Source organism: Chloroflexus sp. (genome assembly GCF_034435895.1).
Taxonomy (GTDB): Bacteria; Chloroflexota; Chloroflexia; order Chloroflexales; family Chloroflexaceae; genus Chloroflexus.
Window position 1 is genome coordinate 1 of sequence record NZ_DAOTWH010000107.1, and the last position, 18,886, is coordinate 18,886.

Below are 18,886 nucleotides of genomic sequence, written 5' to 3' on the forward strand. Positions count from 1 at the left end.
GCCCCCAGCCGCGCTGGGAGCCGCCCGACCGAAGCAATGACAGCCGGAAAGCGGGCGAGGGTGTACCCTCACCCCCAGCCCCTCGTCCACTGACCGGGAGAGGGGTGCGGCTGCGTTCCGCTCCTGCCCTGCTGTGCCCGCCAGCACGTAGCTCCCCCTCTCCCGCCGTGAGGTGGGAAAGGGGGCCGGGGGGTTCGGGCATTAGCCCGCGCTGCTGCATGGCGATCAATCGCCACAAAGAGACGCAAAAGACACAAAAATATGTTTTGCGGGTTTTGCGTCTTTTGGTGGCTACCAAAACAATCCCCCTCTCCTGCACGGCGGGAGAGGGGGTTGGGAGGTGCGGGCAACCACCTTACGCAGTCGCCATCGCCGCCTTCTGCTTAGCCTTTTCTTCCTCGACCAGCACACGGCGCAACACCTTGCCGACCAGCGTCTTGGGCAGCTCGGTGCGGAACTCAACCTCGCGCGGCACCTTGTACGGGGCAAGGTGCAGCTTGCAGAACTCCTTAATCTCTTCGACGGTCGGGTTTTCCCCCGGCTTCGGCACGATAAACGCCTTCACCGTGTCATCGCCGCGCTGCGGATGCGGAATGCCGACGACCACCGCTTCCATCACCTTGGGGTGCATGAAGAGCACCTCCTCGACATCGCGCGGCAGCACCTTCAGACCGCCGACGTTGATCATATCCTTCTTGCGGTCAACGATGTAGAAGTAGCCATCTTTATCGACCCGAGCAATATCGCCGGTGTGCAGCCAACCATCGGCGTCGATCGTCTGCGCCGTCTCGTCGGGCCGTTGCCAATAACCCTTCGTCACCTGCGGCCCGCGCACGCACAGCTCGCCGGTCGTATCGCTGCCCGGCGTAATCTCCTTGCCAGTGTCAAGATCAATCACCTTCGCCTCGGTATCGGGCAGCGGGATGCCAATGCTACCGGCGCGGCGCTCGCCAAAGACCGGGTTACAATGCGTCACCGGGCTGGCCTCGGTCATACCGAAACCCTCAACGAGGCGGCCGCCGGTCAGTTGGCCGAACTTCTCTTGCACATCCATTGGCAGCGGCGCTGACCCGCTGATACAGGCCTTCACGCTGCGCAGGTCATACTCGTTGACCTTCGGGTGGTTAATAATGCCGATGTACATCGCCGGTACGCCGGGGAAGAGCGTGCAGCGCTCGCGCTGAATGACGTTCATCACATTATCGATCGGGCGCGGGCTAGGCACGATCACAATCTCGGCCCCGATGTGGATGCTGTACATCATCGCGACGGTCATGCCGTAGACGTGGAAGAAGGGGATGGCGGCCATCATCTTCTCGCCGCCGGGTTGGCCGCGTGTCAACCACGAAGCGACCTGAACTGTATTGGCGATCAGATTGCGATGGGTCAGCATCGCCGCTTTGGGCAAGCCGGTGGTGCCGCCGGTGTATTGGAACAAGGCGACATCATCAGGCTTGAGATTGACTTTGGGCGGCGTCGGGCCGTACTTCTCGAGCAAGTGCTGGAAGAAGAAGATGTCCTGCTCAGGCATGACATCAACCCATTCCGGCGTCTTTTTCTGCGCACTCTTCACCAGCAAGTTCGAGGGGAAGCCGAGCGTGTCAAAGATATGCGCCACGATTACGCGCTTGACCGGCGTTTCCGCGCGCACCTCGCGCAGACGCGGCCAGAACAGATTAAGCAGCACGATCGTCTCGGCGCCTGAGTCATGCAACTGGTGCTGCAATTCGCGCCCGGTGTAAGTCGGGTTGGTGTTGACTACGATCGCGCCGAGCCGCATACAAGCAAAGAAGGTGATAATGTAGTGCGGCGAGTTGGGCAGCATCACCGCCACCCGATCTCCTTTGCGCACACCGAGCTGGTAGAGCGCCGTCGCCATCCGGTCAACTTTTTCGTTCAACTGCCGATAGGTGAGTTTGCTGCCAACGGTGAATCGCCCGCCAAGCAGATAGCGCAACACAAAATTGGTTGCAGTGTGATCAGCGTAGGTTTTAGCGCTGTTGTTCAGCATGTCGCTAAGCGTAATCTCAGGATAGGTCAGCGACTGCGGCACGCCCGGCTCGTAGTACGACAACCAAATCTTGTCCAAACTGCACCTCCTTGTGCGCCCTCACATGACGAATGGGAATACAAGAAATTGCTTACTGCACAGCGGTGAAGGCGATCGCCTCCACCGCGCCGCTGGCCATCTCCTACACATCATCGCGGAGCCAGCCCCGCTCGCGGGCGATGAACTTGATCGTTGCATCGTCGGGCGGATACAGGCCGGCTGCTTGATAGGCGTAGGCCAGCAAGGCTGCACCGCCGATCAAGCCGATAATCAGACCAAGCAGAAAGGTGAAGACACCGATCACCTGTTTCATACAACCTCCCCGTGTCTCTATCCCATGCGCATTGGGGGAATACGTTTCGATTGTACCATATTTTACCGGCTTTGGAAGTGAATCGAGTATAATAAGGGTGTTGCCGCTCTGCTCTTTCCCAGTCTGTGTACGCAAGCTCTTTCCCTTCTGCCAGACGATCACGCTGGTTGCTGCTCGATGATGTAAACAAGGAGTTGTCCAATGGCTAAAGTAAAGATGACGCGGGGCAAGTTTAATGGGATTCAAGCCTGTGCTGACGCCAATGGCATTATTGCAGCGGCGGCGATGGATCAGCGCGGTTCGCTGAAAAAGGCAATCGCGAAAGCGCGCGGTGCGGATGCATCGAACGAGGATCTGACGGTATTCAAAACCGCTGTCACCCGCATTCTCACTCGCCACGCGAGCGCCATTTTGATGGATCCGGAGTACGGCTTGCCGGCGATTGCCCAGCGCGCTCCTAGCACCGGTGTTTTGCTGGCCTACGAGAAGACCGGCTATGACGCTTCAGTGCGTGGTCGCTTGCCCGATTTGCTCGATGTCTGGAGTGTGCGTCGCCTGAAAGAAGCTGGCGCCGATGCGATCAAGATTCTGCTGTACTATAACCCCTTTGACGATGCCGCTATCAACGAGGTGAAACACGCCTTCATCGAGCGTGTCGGCGCTGAGTGTGCGGCGAACGATATTCCCTTCTTTCTGGAGCCGATTGCCTACGATGATACGGTTGGCGATGAGAAGAGCTTTGAGTTTGCGCTGGTGAAGCCCAAGTATGTCACTGCCTATATGGCCGAGTTCTCGAAGCCGCAGTATGGCGTCGATGTGCTCAAGGTCGAAGTGCCGGTGAATGTAAAGTTTGTTGAAGGGATGCGCGTGTTTAGCGGCCAAAAGGCCTATAGCCGCGAAGAGGCGAAAGAATACTTCCGGCAGGCTGCTGATGCAGCTTGTAAGCCGTTCATCTACCTGAGCGCTGGCGTCTCTGATGAGGTGTTCCGCGAGACGCTCGAGTTGGCTGCCGAAGCAGGGACGCCCTTCGCCGGTGTGTTGTGCGGTCGCGCCACGTGGCAAGATGGTATCCCGGTCTATGCCCAGCAGGGGCTGGCGGCGCTGGAGGCATGGCTTGAAGATCGCGGCGTGGCCAATATTACCGCGTTGAATGAAACGCTGGCCAAAGGCGCTAAGCCATGGTGGACGATCTACGGCGGGCTTGAGAATATCGAGGTGGTGGATCTGCCGGTTGTGAGTTGATTGCCGGTATGGGGGTAGGCTCCCGCTCTCGCTAGGGCGGGAAGCCCCCACCACTGCCCCTCAACCCCAGCGGGGGAGGGGAGATGGGTGCTCGCCGCCGAGGGCGCAGAGAATGATCATCATCCCAAAGATCTCTGCGCCCTCGGCGTGCTTTGCGCCTTTGCGTTAAGCCTCTCTGCGCCTTTGCCCCCTTGGCGTCGTGGCGTTGACCGCCTTTGCTCGCTTTGCGCCTTTGTGATTGGCCCTCAGCTCTCTCTCACTGGCGCGGGAGAGGGACGCTGTTGCCTCTCGCTTTCCTATGCCTTTCCCGCAAACCACGCGGCTCCCCCTCGCCCGCCGTCAGGTGGGAGAGGGGGCCGGGGGGTAAGACCCATCAGCCCGCGCAGCGGGCTGCATAAGGATAGCCCGGCCCTTCAGGGCCGGGCGCTGCCGGAGCGTGAGCAATCGCCCCAAAAAGACGTAAAGCGTACCCCCCATGTTGTGTGTTTTGTGTCTTTTTGTGGCTATCCAATCCAACCTCCTCTAGCGGAAGGGGGCCGGTGGTGAGACCCATCAGCCCGCGCAGCGGGCTGCGTAAGGATAGCCCGGCTCTGAAGGGCTGGGCTCTTTGCTTCGACCTTGAACCAGCGGTAGCAGGGGGTTACAGGCCCACAATCCCTATGCCACCCTTGCCGGCCCGGCGCAGCCGCTCGATTGTTGACCAGCGCGGCGTATCAGGAACGCGTGTTGGCTGCAACCCCTGCGCCATCAAACGCATCGAGTCGCGCCAGCGCGCCGGTGGTGCAGCAGGCGTATGATCGGCTTGCGCCGTCGCTTCTGCGAGCAACAAGGTAATTGCCGCGATCGCCGCCGCAGCTTCTTCTTCGGTTGGCGTGCCAGTGGTTGTGATGCGCATGATGCTATCTCCTCCAAAGAAGGATTATCGTTCCGCGGTACAGCCCAACGACGATCCGCGTTCATCCGTTGCACCAGTGTTTATCCGTGTTCTATTCCCCTACACCCGCCCAATCAATCGCTGCACCATCATCCGCTGCGCTGCCAATTCGCGTTCGGCAGGCAATGGCGCCAGTTCGGCGTTCGCGCCGTAGCGCCGGCGCAGCGCCAGCCCGATCAAGTGATCGGTCAGTTGCGGGTTTTTCGGCAACAACGCCCCGTGGAGATAACACCCAAACGTATTGCGGTAGATCGCGCCGCCCCAGCCATCTTGGCCGTTATCACCGTAACCGGCCAGCACCTTGCCCAACGGCTTCACGCCTGCCCCGTGGAAGGTGCGCCCGCTATGGTTCTCAAACCCCACCAATCGCCACGGCCCCTGCCCGACATCGACCTCGATCACGATATTGCCGATCATCCGCTGTTTGCCGGCGATAGTATGCACATCCAGCACCCCCAAACCGGGCAGACGATCGCCGGTGTGGGTCAGGAAGTAGTGGCCGAGCAACTGGTAGCCGCCACAGATTGCCAGCATCACCAGATCGTTCTCAATCGCGGCCCGCAATCCCGGCCCCTGCCGCTCGATCAGATCGGTGGTGATCAACGCCTGCCCGCTATCTTGCCCGCCGCCGAAAAACGCCAGATCGACCGATCCCCAATCAATCATATCACCGGGATTTACAGGAATGATCTCTAGCTCGATCCCGCGCCGCAGGCAGCGTTGGCGCAGGGCGATCACGTTGCCGCGATCGCCATAGACATTCATATGATCAGGGTAAAGATGGGCCAAGCGCAATGTCGTCATGCTCGCACCCGCAGCCGGGGCAACGTATGCGTTGCCCGCTCTTATGCCCGCGCCAAATAATCTCCCTCGCCGATCCACGTATACGTCGTCAATTCCTGCAACCCCATCGGCCCGCGCGCGTGCAGCCGGTTGGTCGAGATCGCTACCTCAGCGCCCAACCCAAACTGGCCGCCGTCATTAAAGCGCGTGCTGGCATTGACAAAGACCGCCGTCGCATCGACTTCGCGGGTGAAACGGGCCGCGCTGGCCGGATCACCGGTCAAAATCGCTTCCGAATGGCCGCCATATTGGGCTATATGATCGAGGGCCTCGTCAATATCGCTCACGACTTTGATTGCTACAATCAGCGCCAAAAACTCACGGCCAAAATCAGCCGGCTCAGCCGGTTTGACATTCCAAGCCTCATTGCCCGGTGTATCGGCCAGAATCGCCAACGCCTCAAGGTCGCAGCGCATCTCGACGCCATGCTGGGCCAACGCTGCGGCGACCAGCGGCAAGAAGGCCGGCGCCGCGTCACGATGCACTAACAGCGTGTCGAGCGCATTGCATGCTCCCGGTCGCTGCACTTTGGCATTCACAATCACCGGTACCGAGCGGGCAAAGTCGGCGCTTGGCTCGACATAAATATGACTAACTCCCATCCCGCCGACAATCACCGGCACCGTCGCGTTCTCAACGCAGAAGCGGTGCAAGCTGGCGCCGCCGCGCGGGATGATCATATCCACATAGCGATCGAGCCGCAACAACTGCCGTACCAATTCGCGGTCGGGATCGGTAATGCTCTGCACCGCAAACACTGGCAGGCCGGCCTCCTCTAAGGCGCCGGCAATGACCGTCGTCGTTGCGGCTACGCTGCGCGCAATATCGCTGCCGCCGCGCAAGATCACTGCATTGCCGGCCTTGAGGCACAGTGCGGCAATGTCAACCGTCACATTCGGGCGCGCCTCGTAAATCGCGCCGATCACCCCAATCGGTACCCGCCGCTTATACACGCGCAACCCCGACGGCAATTCGCGCTGATCAAAGATTTCACCCACCGGGTCGGGCAACTCAGCCACCTTCCGGCAATCGTCGGCGATCGCCTGTAGCCGCGCTTCAGTCAACAGCATGCGATCGACAATCGCCGGCGGTGTGCCGGCCCGCTCGGCATCGGCCACATCAGCCGCATTCGCGGCAAGAATCTCGCTCTGCCGCGCTAGCAGGCCATCGGCAATCGCGTGCAGCGCGGCATTCTTGTGCTCAGTCGCCAGATTCGCCAGCGCGCGCGCCGCCTTCTTCGCCCGCCGGCCAATCATCTCTAGATCAATCATCGCGCGAACCTCCCCGATTGTGTTCATCATAGCGGCGCCGTTCCGATTCTAAGTAGCGCCGGGCGCGATTAAAGCGATCCTCTAGCTCGCCGCATTGGTATGCTTGCCAGAGCAACCATACCGCTGCCAGCGCTAATCCGCCACCCACAACCATCAGCGGCAACAGCGCCGCCGTAACCATATTTGACGTGGCAATCACGACCATCGCCGCCGCTCCCAACCCAAACGCCAGCCGCCGCCGCGAACCGGCCGCGCTGCGCTGAAATTGCGCCAAGAGCAACACCGCGATGATCAGCGCCACAATGATCCGGATGATGTCAGGATTCATGGTCGTATTCCTGTGGCACGTGTGTCTGGCGGCATTGTACCACGGTCTGCTAGTGGTGCTGGTTATCAATAGCCACAAAAAATACAAAAGACGCGAAAATGAGAACACGTGTAGCGCCTTTTGTGTTTCTTTGTGGCAATGCCCACCCACCCCGCGCAGCGGGCTGGGTCAGCGGATCTCGGCGGGTGGACAGAAATTTGGCTGCGACTAACCGTGGAATAGTGAGATGCCTCAACACCCGGCTCTGCGCTCTCCATCACCCCTCCCCCAGCGGGAGAGGGGCAAGGGGTGGGGGCATCACCCGCGCAGCGGACTGCGTTATGGTCGAGTACAACCGTTGATCGCTGTACAATGCCTCAAAGCTGATCTCTGCTCCCCTCTCCCGCGCTAGTGGGAGAGGGGCTGGGGGTGAGGGTGAAACGACGTATCTCAAAGCCATCAACCACACTACGCTCATGCGTTCTGTCCATAGCAGATAGAACGCATGAGCGTTAGGTTCCGATCCACGCTCGCAATCGTAGAGAGCGTCACCTACGTCGTTGCCAAAAAACGACGTAGTCATCATTTATGCACTGGCCTCTCCTGCCATAAACGCTGCCCAGATCAACAAGCCAAAGCTCACGTAGTTGATCGGCGTCCGGATCGCATTCAACTGATTCCACGCCTCACGCGCTTGTGCCCAATCCGCTGGCGGCGCTGCCGGATCCCATCCCAAAACGGCATTGTTGATCGGCACGTTTAGTACAATCGTAAAGACGCCAACCCCAAAAAAGAACAGCACCCATCCCAACGCCGTGAGTCGCCAGTAGGCTGTGTGGCGCTTCGACCATAGCCGGACGAGCGGGTACAACGGCAGCCACATCGCGAGATTCGCCACGACGATGACGCCGGTTGGAAAGGCGTCGAGTGCCCGAATCAGACCCTGTTCGATACGCACGTACTCGGTGGCGTTCAGCGTAGCTAGCGTCGGGATCACGCCTTGCTCGAAAGTGTAGAGCAGGCCAGCAAAAAGCCCAATCGCGAAGGTGAAGATGAGATGGACGATCCGGATGCTCAGCATACAATTGCTCCTAGCGTGTGCTTACCAGAGCGGCGGTTCAAAGATTTTGAGCGCCAGAATAATGATGACCAGTATGCCCATTGCGACGCCAACCTGATTGGAACGGCGCGCTAACGCCTGATACTCCGGGTCGCCGCTCCCTTTGGTATCAAGCGTCCTGATTTGCCGGCTCAGCAAGGGGGTGTAGACTCCGTACGCGAGCGCCATCGCTACCACGTAGAGCCCAATTGCTACCCACAGAAATGGCGCGACGATCTTGCCCATTGCAATTATGAGCACGCCGGTGATACCTCCGATGAGGTAACACGGATTGGCTATATAGTCATCAATAAACTTGACGCCGCGCAGGGCGAACGGCAAACTTTCTGGATCACGCGTGCCGCGGGCAATCCAGATGGCGTAACTGGCGTTTAAGCCAACCGCTGTCATAGTGGCAAAGATGTGTAGGAAAACCAGCAGTGTGTAGATGAAGGGCTGCGCCCCTTCCGGCGGTGGGTGCATCGGCGTTTCTCCTCTTGGCAGATGGCTCATACCGCGACTATAATGGAACAATGCTGGATGATCTATGGTGATCTATCCGTAAGTTTTTGCCATTCGTCCACACATCATGGATGCACTCACCCACATCCTCGATACGCTACGCCTCAACAGCAGCGTTTACTGCCGTTCTGAACTAGGATCGCCGTGGGGCTTGCACTTTGCGCCACGCCCGTGCGCGGTCTTTCACGTGCTGCATCGCGGCAATGGCTACGTGCAGTTAGCCGGTGATAATGCCCTGCTGCCATTGGGTGAGGGTGATGTGCTGCTCTTGCCGGGCGGTGATGAGCATATCCTCTGCGAGACGCCTACCGCGCCGCTCTTCCGCAATCTTGAACTGGATCAGTGGGGAACCTGCGCATTGATGCGCTGGAGCGATCAGCCAACGGCGATCGTGCTGTGCGGGACGTTCGCTATTGAGCGGCGCGATCTGTTGCCGCTGCTGCAACAGATGCCCCGGATCGTCCATATTCCGCATCGCGAAGCTGGCGCGTTTGCCAGCGTGCTGGCCTTGATGGCTGCCGAAGCCGAAGCCGCCCGCCCCGGCAAAGAGGCAGTTTTGCGCCGGTTGGCCGATATTCTGTTTATTCAGATCATCCAGCGTTGGGTTGAATTGCAGGGGGTGGAGCGTTGCGGCTGGTTGGGTGCGCTGCACGATCCACTGATTGGTAAAGCGCTCAGCCTCATCCACAGCCAGCCCCAGCAGCCATGGACAGTCGCCACGTTAGCGCGGGCAGTGGCTTGTTCGCGATCGGCCTTTGCTGCTCGTTTCTCTGCCCTGACTGGCGAAGGGCCAATCGCCTATCTCATCCGCTGGCGTATGCAACTAGCTGCTCGGTTGCTGGCCGAACATCCCCATGCGCGAGTGAGCGAGATTGCCGAACAGGTTGGCTACCATTCGGAAGCGGCTTTTAGCAAAGCGTTCAAACGTACCGTGGGAGTCGCGCCGCGCAAGTATCGGCAATAAAAGCTGCGAATAGCCGCCAAACGCCACCACAGACGCGAAATATAGCATGCATGCGAGGTGTGGTTGGCGGGCGAACCGCCCGCACTCGGTGGCGGGGCGTGGGCCGCTGGCCCGCATGGATAGCCGCAAAAAAACACAAAAGACGCAAGATAGAGCATGCATATTGTGTCTGTTGTATCGCTTTGCGGCTATCCCATTTGCGCTTCTTGTGTCTCTTTGGGGCAATGCCCACCCACCCCGCGCAGCGGGCTGAGTCAGGGTAGCCGGGCCGTGCGGGGCGCGGGCCGCTGGCTGCTGGTCCGTATGAATAGCCACCAAAAGATGCAAGATAGAGAATGCATGTAGTGCCTTTTGTGCCTCTTTGTGGCTATTCTAACCCAGCCCGCGCCGCGGGCTTCGTAATAGTCGCCCGGCCCTTCTCGGCCGGGCGACGGGTGTCGGGCAAGGACGGGTTGAGCCTTTCCACCCCGCGCCGCAGGCTTCATCACCCTAGCGGCCGGAAATCCCTGCTCACCACGTTTGTTACTTGTGGTACTATACAAGAATAAGGCAGTGATGCCCGTCGCTGTGACGGGCATTTTTGTATCTTTGAGCCAGAAAACGAGGTGAAGGGTATGTCCGTTGGGGTGGCTTATACGCTGACCTTGCGTTGCCAAATCGAAAATCGGCCCGGTATGCTGGGCCGGCTCACGACCCTGATCGGCGAGGTCGGCGGCGACATCGGCGCGATCGATATTGTCCGCGCCGAACGCAACATTCTTGTGCGCGACATTACCGTGCGCGTGCAAGATGAACAGCACGGCGAGCAACTGGTAGCCGCAATCAACACGCTCCAAAACATCAAAGTGCTTCAGGTAAGCGACCGTGTCCTCCTTACCCACCTCGGCGGCAAGCTTGCCACCCAGAGCCGCGTATCGCTCAAGACCCGCGATGACCTCTCGCTGGCCTATACGCCGGGGGTGGCCCGCGTCTGCCGCGCGATCGCCGACGATCCTGAAAAGGTCTATTCGCTGACGTGGAAGGGGAATAGCGTGGCGGTGGTCAGCGATGGCTCGGCGATCCTCGGTTTGGGCAATCTTGGCCCCGAAGCGGCCATGCCGGTGATGGAGGGCAAGGCGATCCTGTTCAAAGAGCTGGCCAATATCGATGCAGTGCCGATTTGTCTGCGTTCGCAAGACCCGGATATCATTGTGCAGACGGTTGAGCAGATTGCGCCGAGCTTCGGCGGCATTAATCTCGAAGATATCGCTGCCCCCAATTGCTTCATCGTCGAAGGCCGGCTGGAAGAGAGCCTTGATCTGCCGGTGATGCACGACGATCAGCACGGCACTGCTGTGGTGGTGCTGGCCGCTCTGCGCAACGCTTTGCGCCTTGTCGGCAAGCCGTTGGCCGATGTGCGAGTGGTGGTGAATGGCGTCGGCGCTGCCGGCACCGCGATTATTCGCACGCTGCTCGAGGCCGGCGTCGGTGAGATTACGGCGGTGGATCGGTTTGGGATTTTGGTCGAGGGTGATTACGCCCGCCAGACACCGATGCAACGCATTATCGCTTCACAAACTAACCGTGAGTGCCGGCGCGGCGATCTGGCTGTCGCGCTGCGTGGGGCCGATATCTTTATCGGCGTCTCGAAGGGCAATATCCTCACCCCTGATCACTTGCGTTCAATGAGCGCCGATCCGATCATCTTTGCGCTAGCGAACCCAATCCCCGAAGGCGATCCTGATATGCTGCGCCAGTATGCCCGTGTGGTCGCGACCGGACGCAGTGATCAGCCAAACCAGATCAATAATGTGCTTAGCTTCCCCGGCATCTTCCGCGGCGCGCTCGATGTCAATGCCCGTAAAATTACGTCGGCGATGCGCCTTGCCGCTGCCGATGCGCTGGCTAATGTCATTCCGCCCGAAGAGATGAACGAAGACTATATTGTGCCAAGCGTCTTTAACCGGCAGATTGTGCCGGCTATTGCTGCTGCGGTGGCCCGAGCCGCGATTGCCGATGGCGTTGCCCGCCGCACTCATATACCGGGTGATTGATATGGCAGGGGCAAGGTATGCCTTGCCCCTCGCTAGGCCGCTACCGCAACCATTCCCGCCACCCGGCTTCGAGGGTTGCCAAATCAACCCCGTAGACGCCTTGATAGTCGGCGCTGCCGGGAACGCCATTGCCGCTGCGGTAGAGCCGGTCGAAGGCGTTGCGGCCATACGTGACCAGCAAATATTCGACAAAGCTGGCCCATTGGTAGTAGAGAGCGTTCATCTCGGCGGCGGGCCGGCCCCGATGATCGGCTGCCAACGGCAGCGGCGCTTGCCCGCCAAGGAAGGCGCGGAAGGTGGCGTGCCGGCCCAGCCAGTAGTATCCTGCGCCCCACGTGGCCCAGCCTTCGAGTAAGATCGGGTCACTGCGCAGATGAGCGTCGCCGTAGTAGTCATGGGCCAGTTGGTGAACAAATTCGTGGGCGAGAATGTTGACGGCGCGCGCTGGCGGAATGGCGGCGCACGTGGTGACCTGTACTGCGCGAGTTTGAGTATAGGCGGCGCCGTGCAAGGCGCACTGCGGGTCGGCAAGGATCTGCACCGTGATTGGCCCCGCCGGCGCCGTTCCGGTGCGCGCGCTGACGTAGGCGAGCGCCGTGTACAGTTCTGCCGTGATCGCGTCGAGGCTGGCATCGCTTGGCAGTGCCTGTGGCGCAACGCTGATCCGCAGTGTGTCAACCTGCACCGGCGGCATTGACCGGCTGATCGCCGGCGCGGCCCCGCCCCCACTGAAATTTGCGACCAGCGGGGCAAGGCGACGCGGCTGATGGGTGCGGCTAACAGTGATCGCCGCCGCCGCGACGATCACGACGATGGCGGCAAGCAGCCAGCGTGTTCTCAGTGTAAGTATCACCGGTAGCCTCTCGTATGGGCACAGCGTGCTGTGCCCTAGCGTGCTGTGCCCCAGTGCGCAGTGCTCCGGTGTCGCTACTCGCTGATCACCTCGTACTGCGCCCGTTCACTGGTGTGCGGCGTGACCGCAATCACCACCAAGACCCCACGCTCGCCGCTGTTTAACGTTGCCGTCGCGATGCCATCAGCATTGACCGTCAGCGGTTCCACCGTGATCTGGCCATTGGTCGCGGTGCGCACCAACCGTAGTTCCCACTGTTGCGGCAGATCGCCGTCGATACGCACAAAGCCGGCAGCTTCCCAATCGCCTGCCCCGCTTTCCACATCGTCGCGGAAGCCAATTTCAGGAATGGCGATGTTGTCAATGATGATCCCCGGCGCATGCACTCCTTGATCGTTGATCGACCAAAAGCGCAGCAATACCTCTTGCCCGGCAAACGGCGTCAGATCCATCTGCTCGTTCACCCAGCGCCCGCGCAGGCCATCTTCAAGGTTCGCCTCCGGTCTCCCCGACAACCCGGTCAATCCATGGCCGTAATTCACCCCCTGCGGGTCGTAGTCGGTCGTCCACTTGCCGGGCAGGGTCTCCCACGTCCGCCCGCCGTCAGTTGAGACGGTGACGAAGGCGTAATCATAATCGTCTTCGATCTCGAACCACGTGTCGAAAGTGAGCGTGGCCGAACTGACCCTACGTAGATCAATCTTGCGGGTGAGTGTCGCAATGCTATCATCGCTGCGGTTGCTCCACCACGCATAGCGCCCGCGCGGCATCTGCCCGGCAAGGCGCACGGTCGTGTCGCCGCGGAAGGTGACGGTGCGCGTGTTGCGCGGCAACGATAGATAATCGACGCCAAACTGCACGATGTCGTCGCTATGGCGGTTATCTATCACGTCTGGCCGCACGGTGCGCGGCAACAAATTGCTCAATTCGGCGCCGGTGTCGTAAGTGTAGCGCCCGTCTCCCACCTTGGGGTCGTTGATCAGATTGGCAACTGCCCAGTCGGCCATAATCTGGCGGAAATGGGTGATGTTAGGCCGGGTGCGCGCGGCCAGTGCGACGAATGCTTCGAGGTTATTGCCTGCGTTGGCCCGGATTAAGGGTCGCAGTTGGTCTTGGCCGGCGTATTGGGCATAGATGTAGCGCATAAAGAGGTGGGCAGCGCCGTAATGCACGCCCGATTGGCCCGGCGCAAAGCCCCACCCGGTCAGTTGAATGTCGGTATTGCGCAGGTAGAGGGGGATGAAACCCTCGCTCTGAAATCCGTTGAGGTCTTCGGCCAACTGTGACATTCCCTCATTGAGCCAGAGCGCCCCTCCCGGCTGTTCGTTTTGATGGATCATGTGCTGAAACTCGTGAGCCAACACATTGAGGTAGATGTCGCTGCCGAACGGCATCAGGTCGATGTTCATAAAGAACATCTCGCGCTCGTTGCTGTAGCGATTGACTTGCCGCGTCAGCGAGTCGCTCGACGAGTAGTAGCCGAGGATCTGGCGGCTGCGCTCGACGGCGTTGAGAATCGTGATCCGGTTATCGCCATCGACGCCGGGTTGCGCTTCACTGCCAAAAATCTCGCGGGTGCGCGGGTAGATCTCTTGTTCAAACGCGCGCGCTGTTTGTTCGAGGTCGCGCTGTTCGTAAGGCACGCCGGTTTCGACGTACATCAACACCACCGGCCCAGCGTAGCGCAGTTCGGCAGTGATCTCGTACTGGGTGTCGGTGCCGAAATCGGTCACGAAGAAGGTGCGCCGTTCGCCGACTTGTACTTCAAGCGGATCGGTGCGGGCGACGTCGGAGCATGCCTCTGGCGCCGGACGGCACGCACCGAGCTGGCGCGCGAGTTCGATCTGATCGCGTGGTAAGCGACGCGAACTGTCAATCAGAGCGATTTCATCCGCTGGGTCTGAATTGGTCACTGTCACCGGTGTGGGCGGTCGCGGCGGCGCATTGGTGGCGCCGGTAGTAGCGTGCGGTGTGGCCGTTGGCCGATTGAGTTCTGGCGGTTTCTCGTCTACTGGCATACATCCGGCCAGCAGGGCGAGCACAAGCAGAAGGAGGAACCGTTTCATAGGAGAGTCCGTTACGCAAAGGCACATCGTCGCTGCGCCTGCGGGTGCGGCAAGATTGTAATCGCATTGTACCGCAAAATGGGCGCCACTCGCCATTGAGTGACGCCCGCGAAAGGGGGAAGGAGGAAATCTATGATAACGCGCTGCGTGAGCAGATTACGCCGTGAGCGCAGTGTTGCCGCTGCGATTGGCCATTGCCCGCAAACGCGAGATGCGCTTGTGCGTCTCCGGATGGGTGCGGAAGAGACCGGCCAAGCCGCCCAACACTGGATTGACGATGTACATGTGTGCTGTTGCCGGGCGAACTTCATCCATCGGCATCCGGCCAGCCGCCCACTCCAACTTCTCAAGCGCGCTGGCAAGCGGCAATGGGCTGCCAAGAATTTGCGCGCCGCCAGCGTCAGCCATGTACTCACGCGAGCGCGAGATCGCCATCTGAATAATCAGGGCCATTATCGGGGCCAGCATTGCGGTGAGCACGCCACCCACCAAACCGGCTATGCCACCACCCTCTTCCTCGTCATTACCGCCAAAACCAGCGAAGATCATCCCCCACATCACCATATCGGCCAGCATCCCGATCGCGCCGGCGATTGTTGCTGCAATCGACGAGATCAGCGTGTCACGGTGCTTGATGTGCGCTAGCTCGTGCGCAATCACGCCAGCTAACTCTTCGCGGGTGAGCAGCCGGGCAATGCCGGTTGTCACCGCTACCGCGCCGTGCTCAGGATCACGCCCAGTGGCGAAAGCGTTGGGCGCGTCAGTATCGATAATGTACACCCGCGGCTTGGGGATGCCTGCCCGGCGCGAGAGTTCTTCGACCATCGCGTGCAAGTCGGGCGCTTCACTCGGCGAAACCTCCTGTGCGCCGCTCAGCTTGAGCGCGAGCGTATCCGAGAACCACCACGCGCCCATGTTCATCACGATGGCCAAAACGAAAGCGATAATCATACCGATTTGGCCGCCAACCGCGCCGCCGATCACAATGAAGAGACCGGTGAGCAGGCCAAGCAGACCAACCGTTTTCAAGCTATTCACAAATATCGTCATGTGGCATCCTCCACGACTCATAGCAAGGTTTTTGCGATTGCACCGGTAGTATACCGGGTAGCAAAAAGGCGGCCAAGGGGCCGCCTTCCCATCGTGATGGGGAAAAGTTCCCGGTTGTGGCGATTACCCGTGTACCGCCAACGGTTTCAACCCAGCTTCAATCACTTGCCGGTGCGGTTCGAGGAACGGCGGCAGCGCCAACCGCTCGCCCAGCGTTGCTGACGGTTCATCAACAGCAAATCCCGGTTCGTCGGTGGCCAGCTCAAAGAGGATGCCGTTCGGTTCGCGAAAATACAGGCTGCGGAAGTAGTAGCGATCAACGATGCCGCTGTTGGGAATGCGCAATTCGCGCAACCGCTGCACCCACGCCGTATGCTCGGCAAAGGTCGGTACCCGGAAAGCGACGTGATGCACGCCGCCAGCTCCCGGTTGTGCGGGCGGCAAGTGTGGTTGGGCCACCACATGGACTTCCGCTGCCGGTCCGCCGTTGCCCATCGCATAGACATGCACCGTGTCGTTGGGGAAGTCGGGGTGCGGATAGGTACGCTGCGGTTGCATGCCCAAAACCATGCGCAGTACTGCGTCGGTGAGGCCGAGCCGCGCCACGCTGAGCATCACCGGCCCTAACCCGCGAATCTGATATTCAGTCGGTACTGGACTCTGCTCCCACGGCACAAACGTGCCAGTTCCGCCGTCATCGATCAGCGATAGCCGTTGCCCTTCCGGGTCTTCCAGATCCAGCGTTAACCGGCCATCGCGCTCGATTATATCGCCGGTTTGCACCCCTTCAGCGCGCAGCCGCTTGGCCCACCACTCCAGACTCGCTGCACCGTTGACGCGCAGCATCGTGCGGGTAATACTGTGCGTCCCCCGCCGTTCACGCGGCAACGGCCAGTCGAAGAAGGTCAGGTCACTGCCGGGAGTGCCGGCTCCATCGGCATAGAACAAATGGTAGGCGCTGGTATCGTCTTGGTTAACGGTACGCTTCACCAGCCGCATCCCCAGCACACGGGTGTAAAAGTCATAATTGCGCCGGATATCGGCAGAAATGGCGGTTACGTGGTGAATGCCGGTGAGTGTCAGCATGATTCCTCAATCTAGGGTGAAATTCAACCAGTCTATGAACTGAAATCCTCGCAGATAAATAGCTTTGGGAGTCACGGATGCATGTTACCCTATTCCCAACCCGCGTCGCAGAGGGGGCAAAGCCGCAAAGAACGCGAAGTTTGCCAAGATGTTAAACGCATAGCCGCAAAGGGCGCAGAGAGTTGGGAATGGGGAGCAGAGGAAGGGAGTAGCTTTATCTTGTCCCGGATTCCCATCTCCCTCCCCCAGCGGGGGAGGGGCAAGGGGTGGGGGCGCGTTCCCCTCCCTCAGCGAGGGATCGGGGGTGGGGGCACATCCGCCACACCCCTGCGCCTCCGGCAGTGAGTACGATGACACCCTCACCCCCAGCCCTGTTCCCGCGCCAGCGAGAGCGGGGCGCTGCTGCGTTCCGCTCCTGCAATCCCTTCCTCGCCATCCAGCGGCTCCCCTGCTCCCGCCGCGAGGTAGGAGCGAGGGCCGGGGGGTGAGAGCCAGCAGCCCGCGTAGCGGGCTTCGTACTCCTAGCCCGGCTCTTCAGGGCCGGGTGATGCGGTGCAGGAATCCGCCTCTTGGCCCCTACCCCAGCCCTCTCCCGGAGGGTTGAGGGGCAGACAGAAATTTGGTCGAGTAGAACCGTTGATCGCTATACGATGGCTCAACGTCCGGTTCTACGCTCCCCTGCTCCCGCCGCGAGGTAGGAGCGGGGACCGGGGGGCCGGCGATCCCACCCCTACCGCAACTCCGGCGGCGGCACTAGCCCCCGTTGCACCGCCACAATCGCCGCCTGTGTGCGATTGCTCACCCCCAACTTCTGGAAGATTTCGCTCAGGCGGTTGCCGACCGTCTTTTCAGCCAAGCTCAGCTTGAGCGCAATCGCGCGATTATCGTCGCCTTGCGCCACGAGCGCGAGAATATCGCGTTCGCGCGGCGTCAACACTTCGTTAAGCGCCAGCGCGTTGTCGTTGCGGCGCAGCAGATCGAGCACGCGCGCCGCCGCGCTGCCCGCCAGCGCGGCTTCGCCGCGATACACCACGTGAATCGCTTCGATCAATTCACTGGCATCAGCGTCTTTGAGCAAATACGCATTCGCGCCAGCGCGCAACGCCTCAAGCACCGTCTGTTCATCGCGGTGCATGGTTAACACCACGCAACGGGTTTCCGGGCTTATCTGTGCGATCTGGCGCGCCGCCTCGATCCCGGTCATCACCGGCATCGAAACGTCGAGCAAGGCAATATCGGGTTTGGTCGCTTTGGCTGCCTCGACAGCGGCGGCGCCGTCACGCACCTCGGCCACGACCTGAAAGCCGCCTTTGCGTTCAAGGATTTCGCGCAGCCCTTGCCGGAACATAGTATGATCATCGGCGATGAGAATGGTGATCGGATTACTCATAGCCCCTCCTTCTCTAAGCATCTTACCATGGGAAACAGCAGCCGCGCATAACCTGCGCGGCTGCAATGTATCGCGCGCAGCAAACCGCCGCGCGCGGGAATTCCATCGTTACGGATGCGGCTATTCCGTGCCCAAAATTCCTTCTAGTCGTGAAGGTTGCGGCGCGGCCTGCGCTTGCCGGCCAAAATCGTCGCGGCGGAAGACGATCTTGCCGGCGGCCATCGTCAACATGACCTGCCCTTTCAGACGCTGGCCGCGCAGCGGCGTGTTTCTGCCCCGCGACACAAACTGGTCTGGATCAACCACCCAACTGCGTTCCGGATCGAAGATCACGATGTCAGCCGTCGCGCCGGGGCGCAGGTTGGCCGGCGAGCGGTTAATCACTTGGGCCGGGCCTTCGGTCAGTTTAGCAATCAGGTTGACAATATCAAGCTCGCCACGGTGGACGAGGGTCAGCGCCAATGCCAACGCCGTCTCTAGCCCGCTTATGCCGGGTGGCGCGATGCCGTATTCGCAATCGCGATCGACCAGCGCATGCGGCGCATGGTCAACGGCAATCGCATCAATCACGCCGTCACGCAATCCTTCAATCAACGCCTCGACATGCTCGATATTGCGCAGCGGCGGCTCGACGCGGGTCGAACTATCGTACGGCGGCAGTAAAGCTGGATTGAGCCACGATGGTAGCCTGAGATCGGAATGCACGCCGGGCCGGCCCATCTCGATTTTGTTACGCTCTTCCAGCCAGCCGAGCAGCCAGCGATCGGTCAAGGTGAGGTGGTGCGGCGTGACTTCGGCAGTCACCCGCACGCCGCGCGCGCGGGCAGCGCGGATCAGCGCCACGCTGCCGGCGGTGCTGACTC

The 18,886-nt window shown here is 60.4% G+C and carries 17 protein-coding genes; 3 read left to right on the plus strand and 14 right to left on the minus strand.

Annotated features, from left to right (window positions below; genetic code table 11):
- Nucleotides 1–355 precede the first annotated feature (355 nt).
- Together U9R81_RS06335 and U9R81_RS06340 are read right to left on the minus strand one after the other, a co-directional pair.
- Entirely contained in the window at nt 356–2,089 is a 1,734-nt protein-coding gene (locus U9R81_RS06335) for a long-chain fatty acid--CoA ligase (protein WP_322494664.1), read from the minus strand.
- A 103-nt stretch (nt 2,090–2,192) separates the two neighbouring features.
- Nucleotides 2,193–2,363 (minus strand): hypothetical protein, encoded by a 171-nt coding sequence (locus tag U9R81_RS06340; protein ID WP_156525280.1) that lies wholly within the window; start codon nt 2,361–2,363, stop codon nt 2,193–2,195.
- Between the two features lie 201 nt (nt 2,364–2,564).
- Here U9R81_RS06340 and U9R81_RS06345 point away from each other — a divergent pair, with 201 nt between their 5' ends.
- Nucleotides 2,565–3,605, plus strand: coding sequence for a tagatose 1,6-diphosphate aldolase (locus U9R81_RS06345; RefSeq protein ID WP_322494665.1), 1,041 nt, complete (start codon nt 2,565–2,567; stop codon nt 3,603–3,605).
- A 640-nt stretch (nt 3,606–4,245) separates the two neighbouring features.
- Here the strand turns inward: U9R81_RS06345 and U9R81_RS06350 are convergent.
- The 6 genes from U9R81_RS06350 to U9R81_RS06375 form a co-directional block, all read right to left on the minus strand.
- The gene (locus U9R81_RS06350; RefSeq protein ID WP_322494666.1) at nt 4,246–4,500 is read right to left on the minus strand and encodes a hypothetical protein; all 255 of its coding nucleotides are present in this window, start codon (nt 4,498–4,500) and stop codon (nt 4,246–4,248) included.
- A gap of 99 nt (nt 4,501–4,599) precedes the next feature.
- Complete coding sequence (locus U9R81_RS06355; protein ID WP_322494667.1) at nt 4,600–5,343, minus strand: glutamine amidotransferase; 744 nt, start codon at nt 5,341–5,343, stop codon at nt 4,600–4,602.
- A gap of 41 nt (nt 5,344–5,384) precedes the next feature.
- Nucleotides 5,385–6,653 (minus strand): glutamate-5-semialdehyde dehydrogenase, encoded by a 1,269-nt coding sequence (locus U9R81_RS06360; protein ID WP_322494668.1) that lies wholly within the window; start codon nt 6,651–6,653, stop codon nt 5,385–5,387.
- Nucleotides 6,646–6,981 carry a hypothetical protein gene (locus tag U9R81_RS06365; RefSeq protein WP_322494669.1) on the minus strand — a complete coding sequence of 112 codons (336 nt, stop codon included), beginning with the start codon at nt 6,979–6,981 and terminating at the stop codon, nt 6,646–6,648. The genes U9R81_RS06360 and U9R81_RS06365 overlap by 8 nt, the downstream gene beginning before the upstream one ends.
- Nucleotides 6,982–7,546: 565 nt before the next feature.
- Nucleotides 7,547–8,041 carry a DUF1772 domain-containing protein gene (locus U9R81_RS06370; protein WP_322494670.1) on the minus strand — a complete coding sequence of 165 codons (495 nt, stop codon included), beginning with the start codon at nt 8,039–8,041 and terminating at the stop codon, nt 7,547–7,549.
- 21 nt (nt 8,042–8,062) lie between these two features.
- Nucleotides 8,063–8,542, minus strand: a complete 480-nt coding sequence (locus tag U9R81_RS06375; RefSeq protein ID WP_322494671.1) for a DUF2269 family protein — start codon at nt 8,540–8,542, stop codon at nt 8,063–8,065.
- Nucleotides 8,543–8,648: 106 nt separating this feature from the next.
- Between U9R81_RS06375 and U9R81_RS06380 the strand changes: the two genes are divergently transcribed.
- Nucleotides 8,649–9,545 (plus strand): AraC family transcriptional regulator, encoded by an 897-nt coding sequence (locus tag U9R81_RS06380; protein WP_322494672.1) that lies wholly within the window; start codon nt 8,649–8,651, stop codon nt 9,543–9,545.
- A gap of 614 nt (nt 9,546–10,159) precedes the next feature.
- A complete protein-coding gene (locus tag U9R81_RS06385) occupies nt 10,160–11,578 on the plus strand; it encodes a malic enzyme-like NAD(P)-binding protein (protein ID WP_322494673.1) in 1,419 nt (472 codons plus the stop codon).
- Nucleotides 11,579–11,618: 40 nt separating this feature from the next.
- On the opposite strand, the gene U9R81_RS06390 is transcribed toward U9R81_RS06385, so the two are convergent.
- The 6 genes from U9R81_RS06390 to U9R81_RS06415 form a co-directional block, all read right to left on the minus strand.
- Nucleotides 11,619–12,431 carry a hypothetical protein gene (locus tag U9R81_RS06390; RefSeq protein ID WP_322494674.1) on the minus strand — a complete coding sequence of 271 codons (813 nt, stop codon included), beginning with the start codon at nt 12,429–12,431 and terminating at the stop codon, nt 11,619–11,621.
- Nucleotides 12,432–12,505: 74 nt separating this feature from the next.
- Nucleotides 12,506–14,497: an immune inhibitor A gene (locus U9R81_RS06395; protein ID WP_322494675.1), complete on the minus strand. Its 1,992-nt coding sequence runs from the start codon at nt 14,495–14,497 to the stop codon at nt 12,506–12,508.
- Nucleotides 14,498–14,653: 156 nt separating this feature from the next.
- The gene (locus tag U9R81_RS06400; protein ID WP_322494676.1) at nt 14,654–15,547 is read right to left on the minus strand and encodes a zinc metalloprotease HtpX; all 894 of its coding nucleotides are present in this window, start codon (nt 15,545–15,547) and stop codon (nt 14,654–14,656) included.
- Nucleotides 15,548–15,670: 123 nt separating this feature from the next.
- On the minus strand, nt 15,671–16,633 hold the full coding sequence (locus tag U9R81_RS06405) for a ring-cleaving dioxygenase (RefSeq protein ID WP_322494677.1): 963 nt from the start codon (nt 16,631–16,633) through the stop codon (nt 15,671–15,673).
- A 730-nt stretch (nt 16,634–17,363) separates the two neighbouring features.
- Entirely contained in the window at nt 17,364–18,023 is a 660-nt protein-coding gene (locus U9R81_RS06410) for a response regulator transcription factor (RefSeq protein ID WP_322494678.1), read from the minus strand.
- A gap of 120 nt (nt 18,024–18,143) precedes the next feature.
- Nucleotides 18,144–18,886, minus strand: a 743-nt coding sequence (locus U9R81_RS06415; protein WP_322494679.1) for an amidohydrolase family protein, incomplete at its 5' end; no start/stop codon positions are given.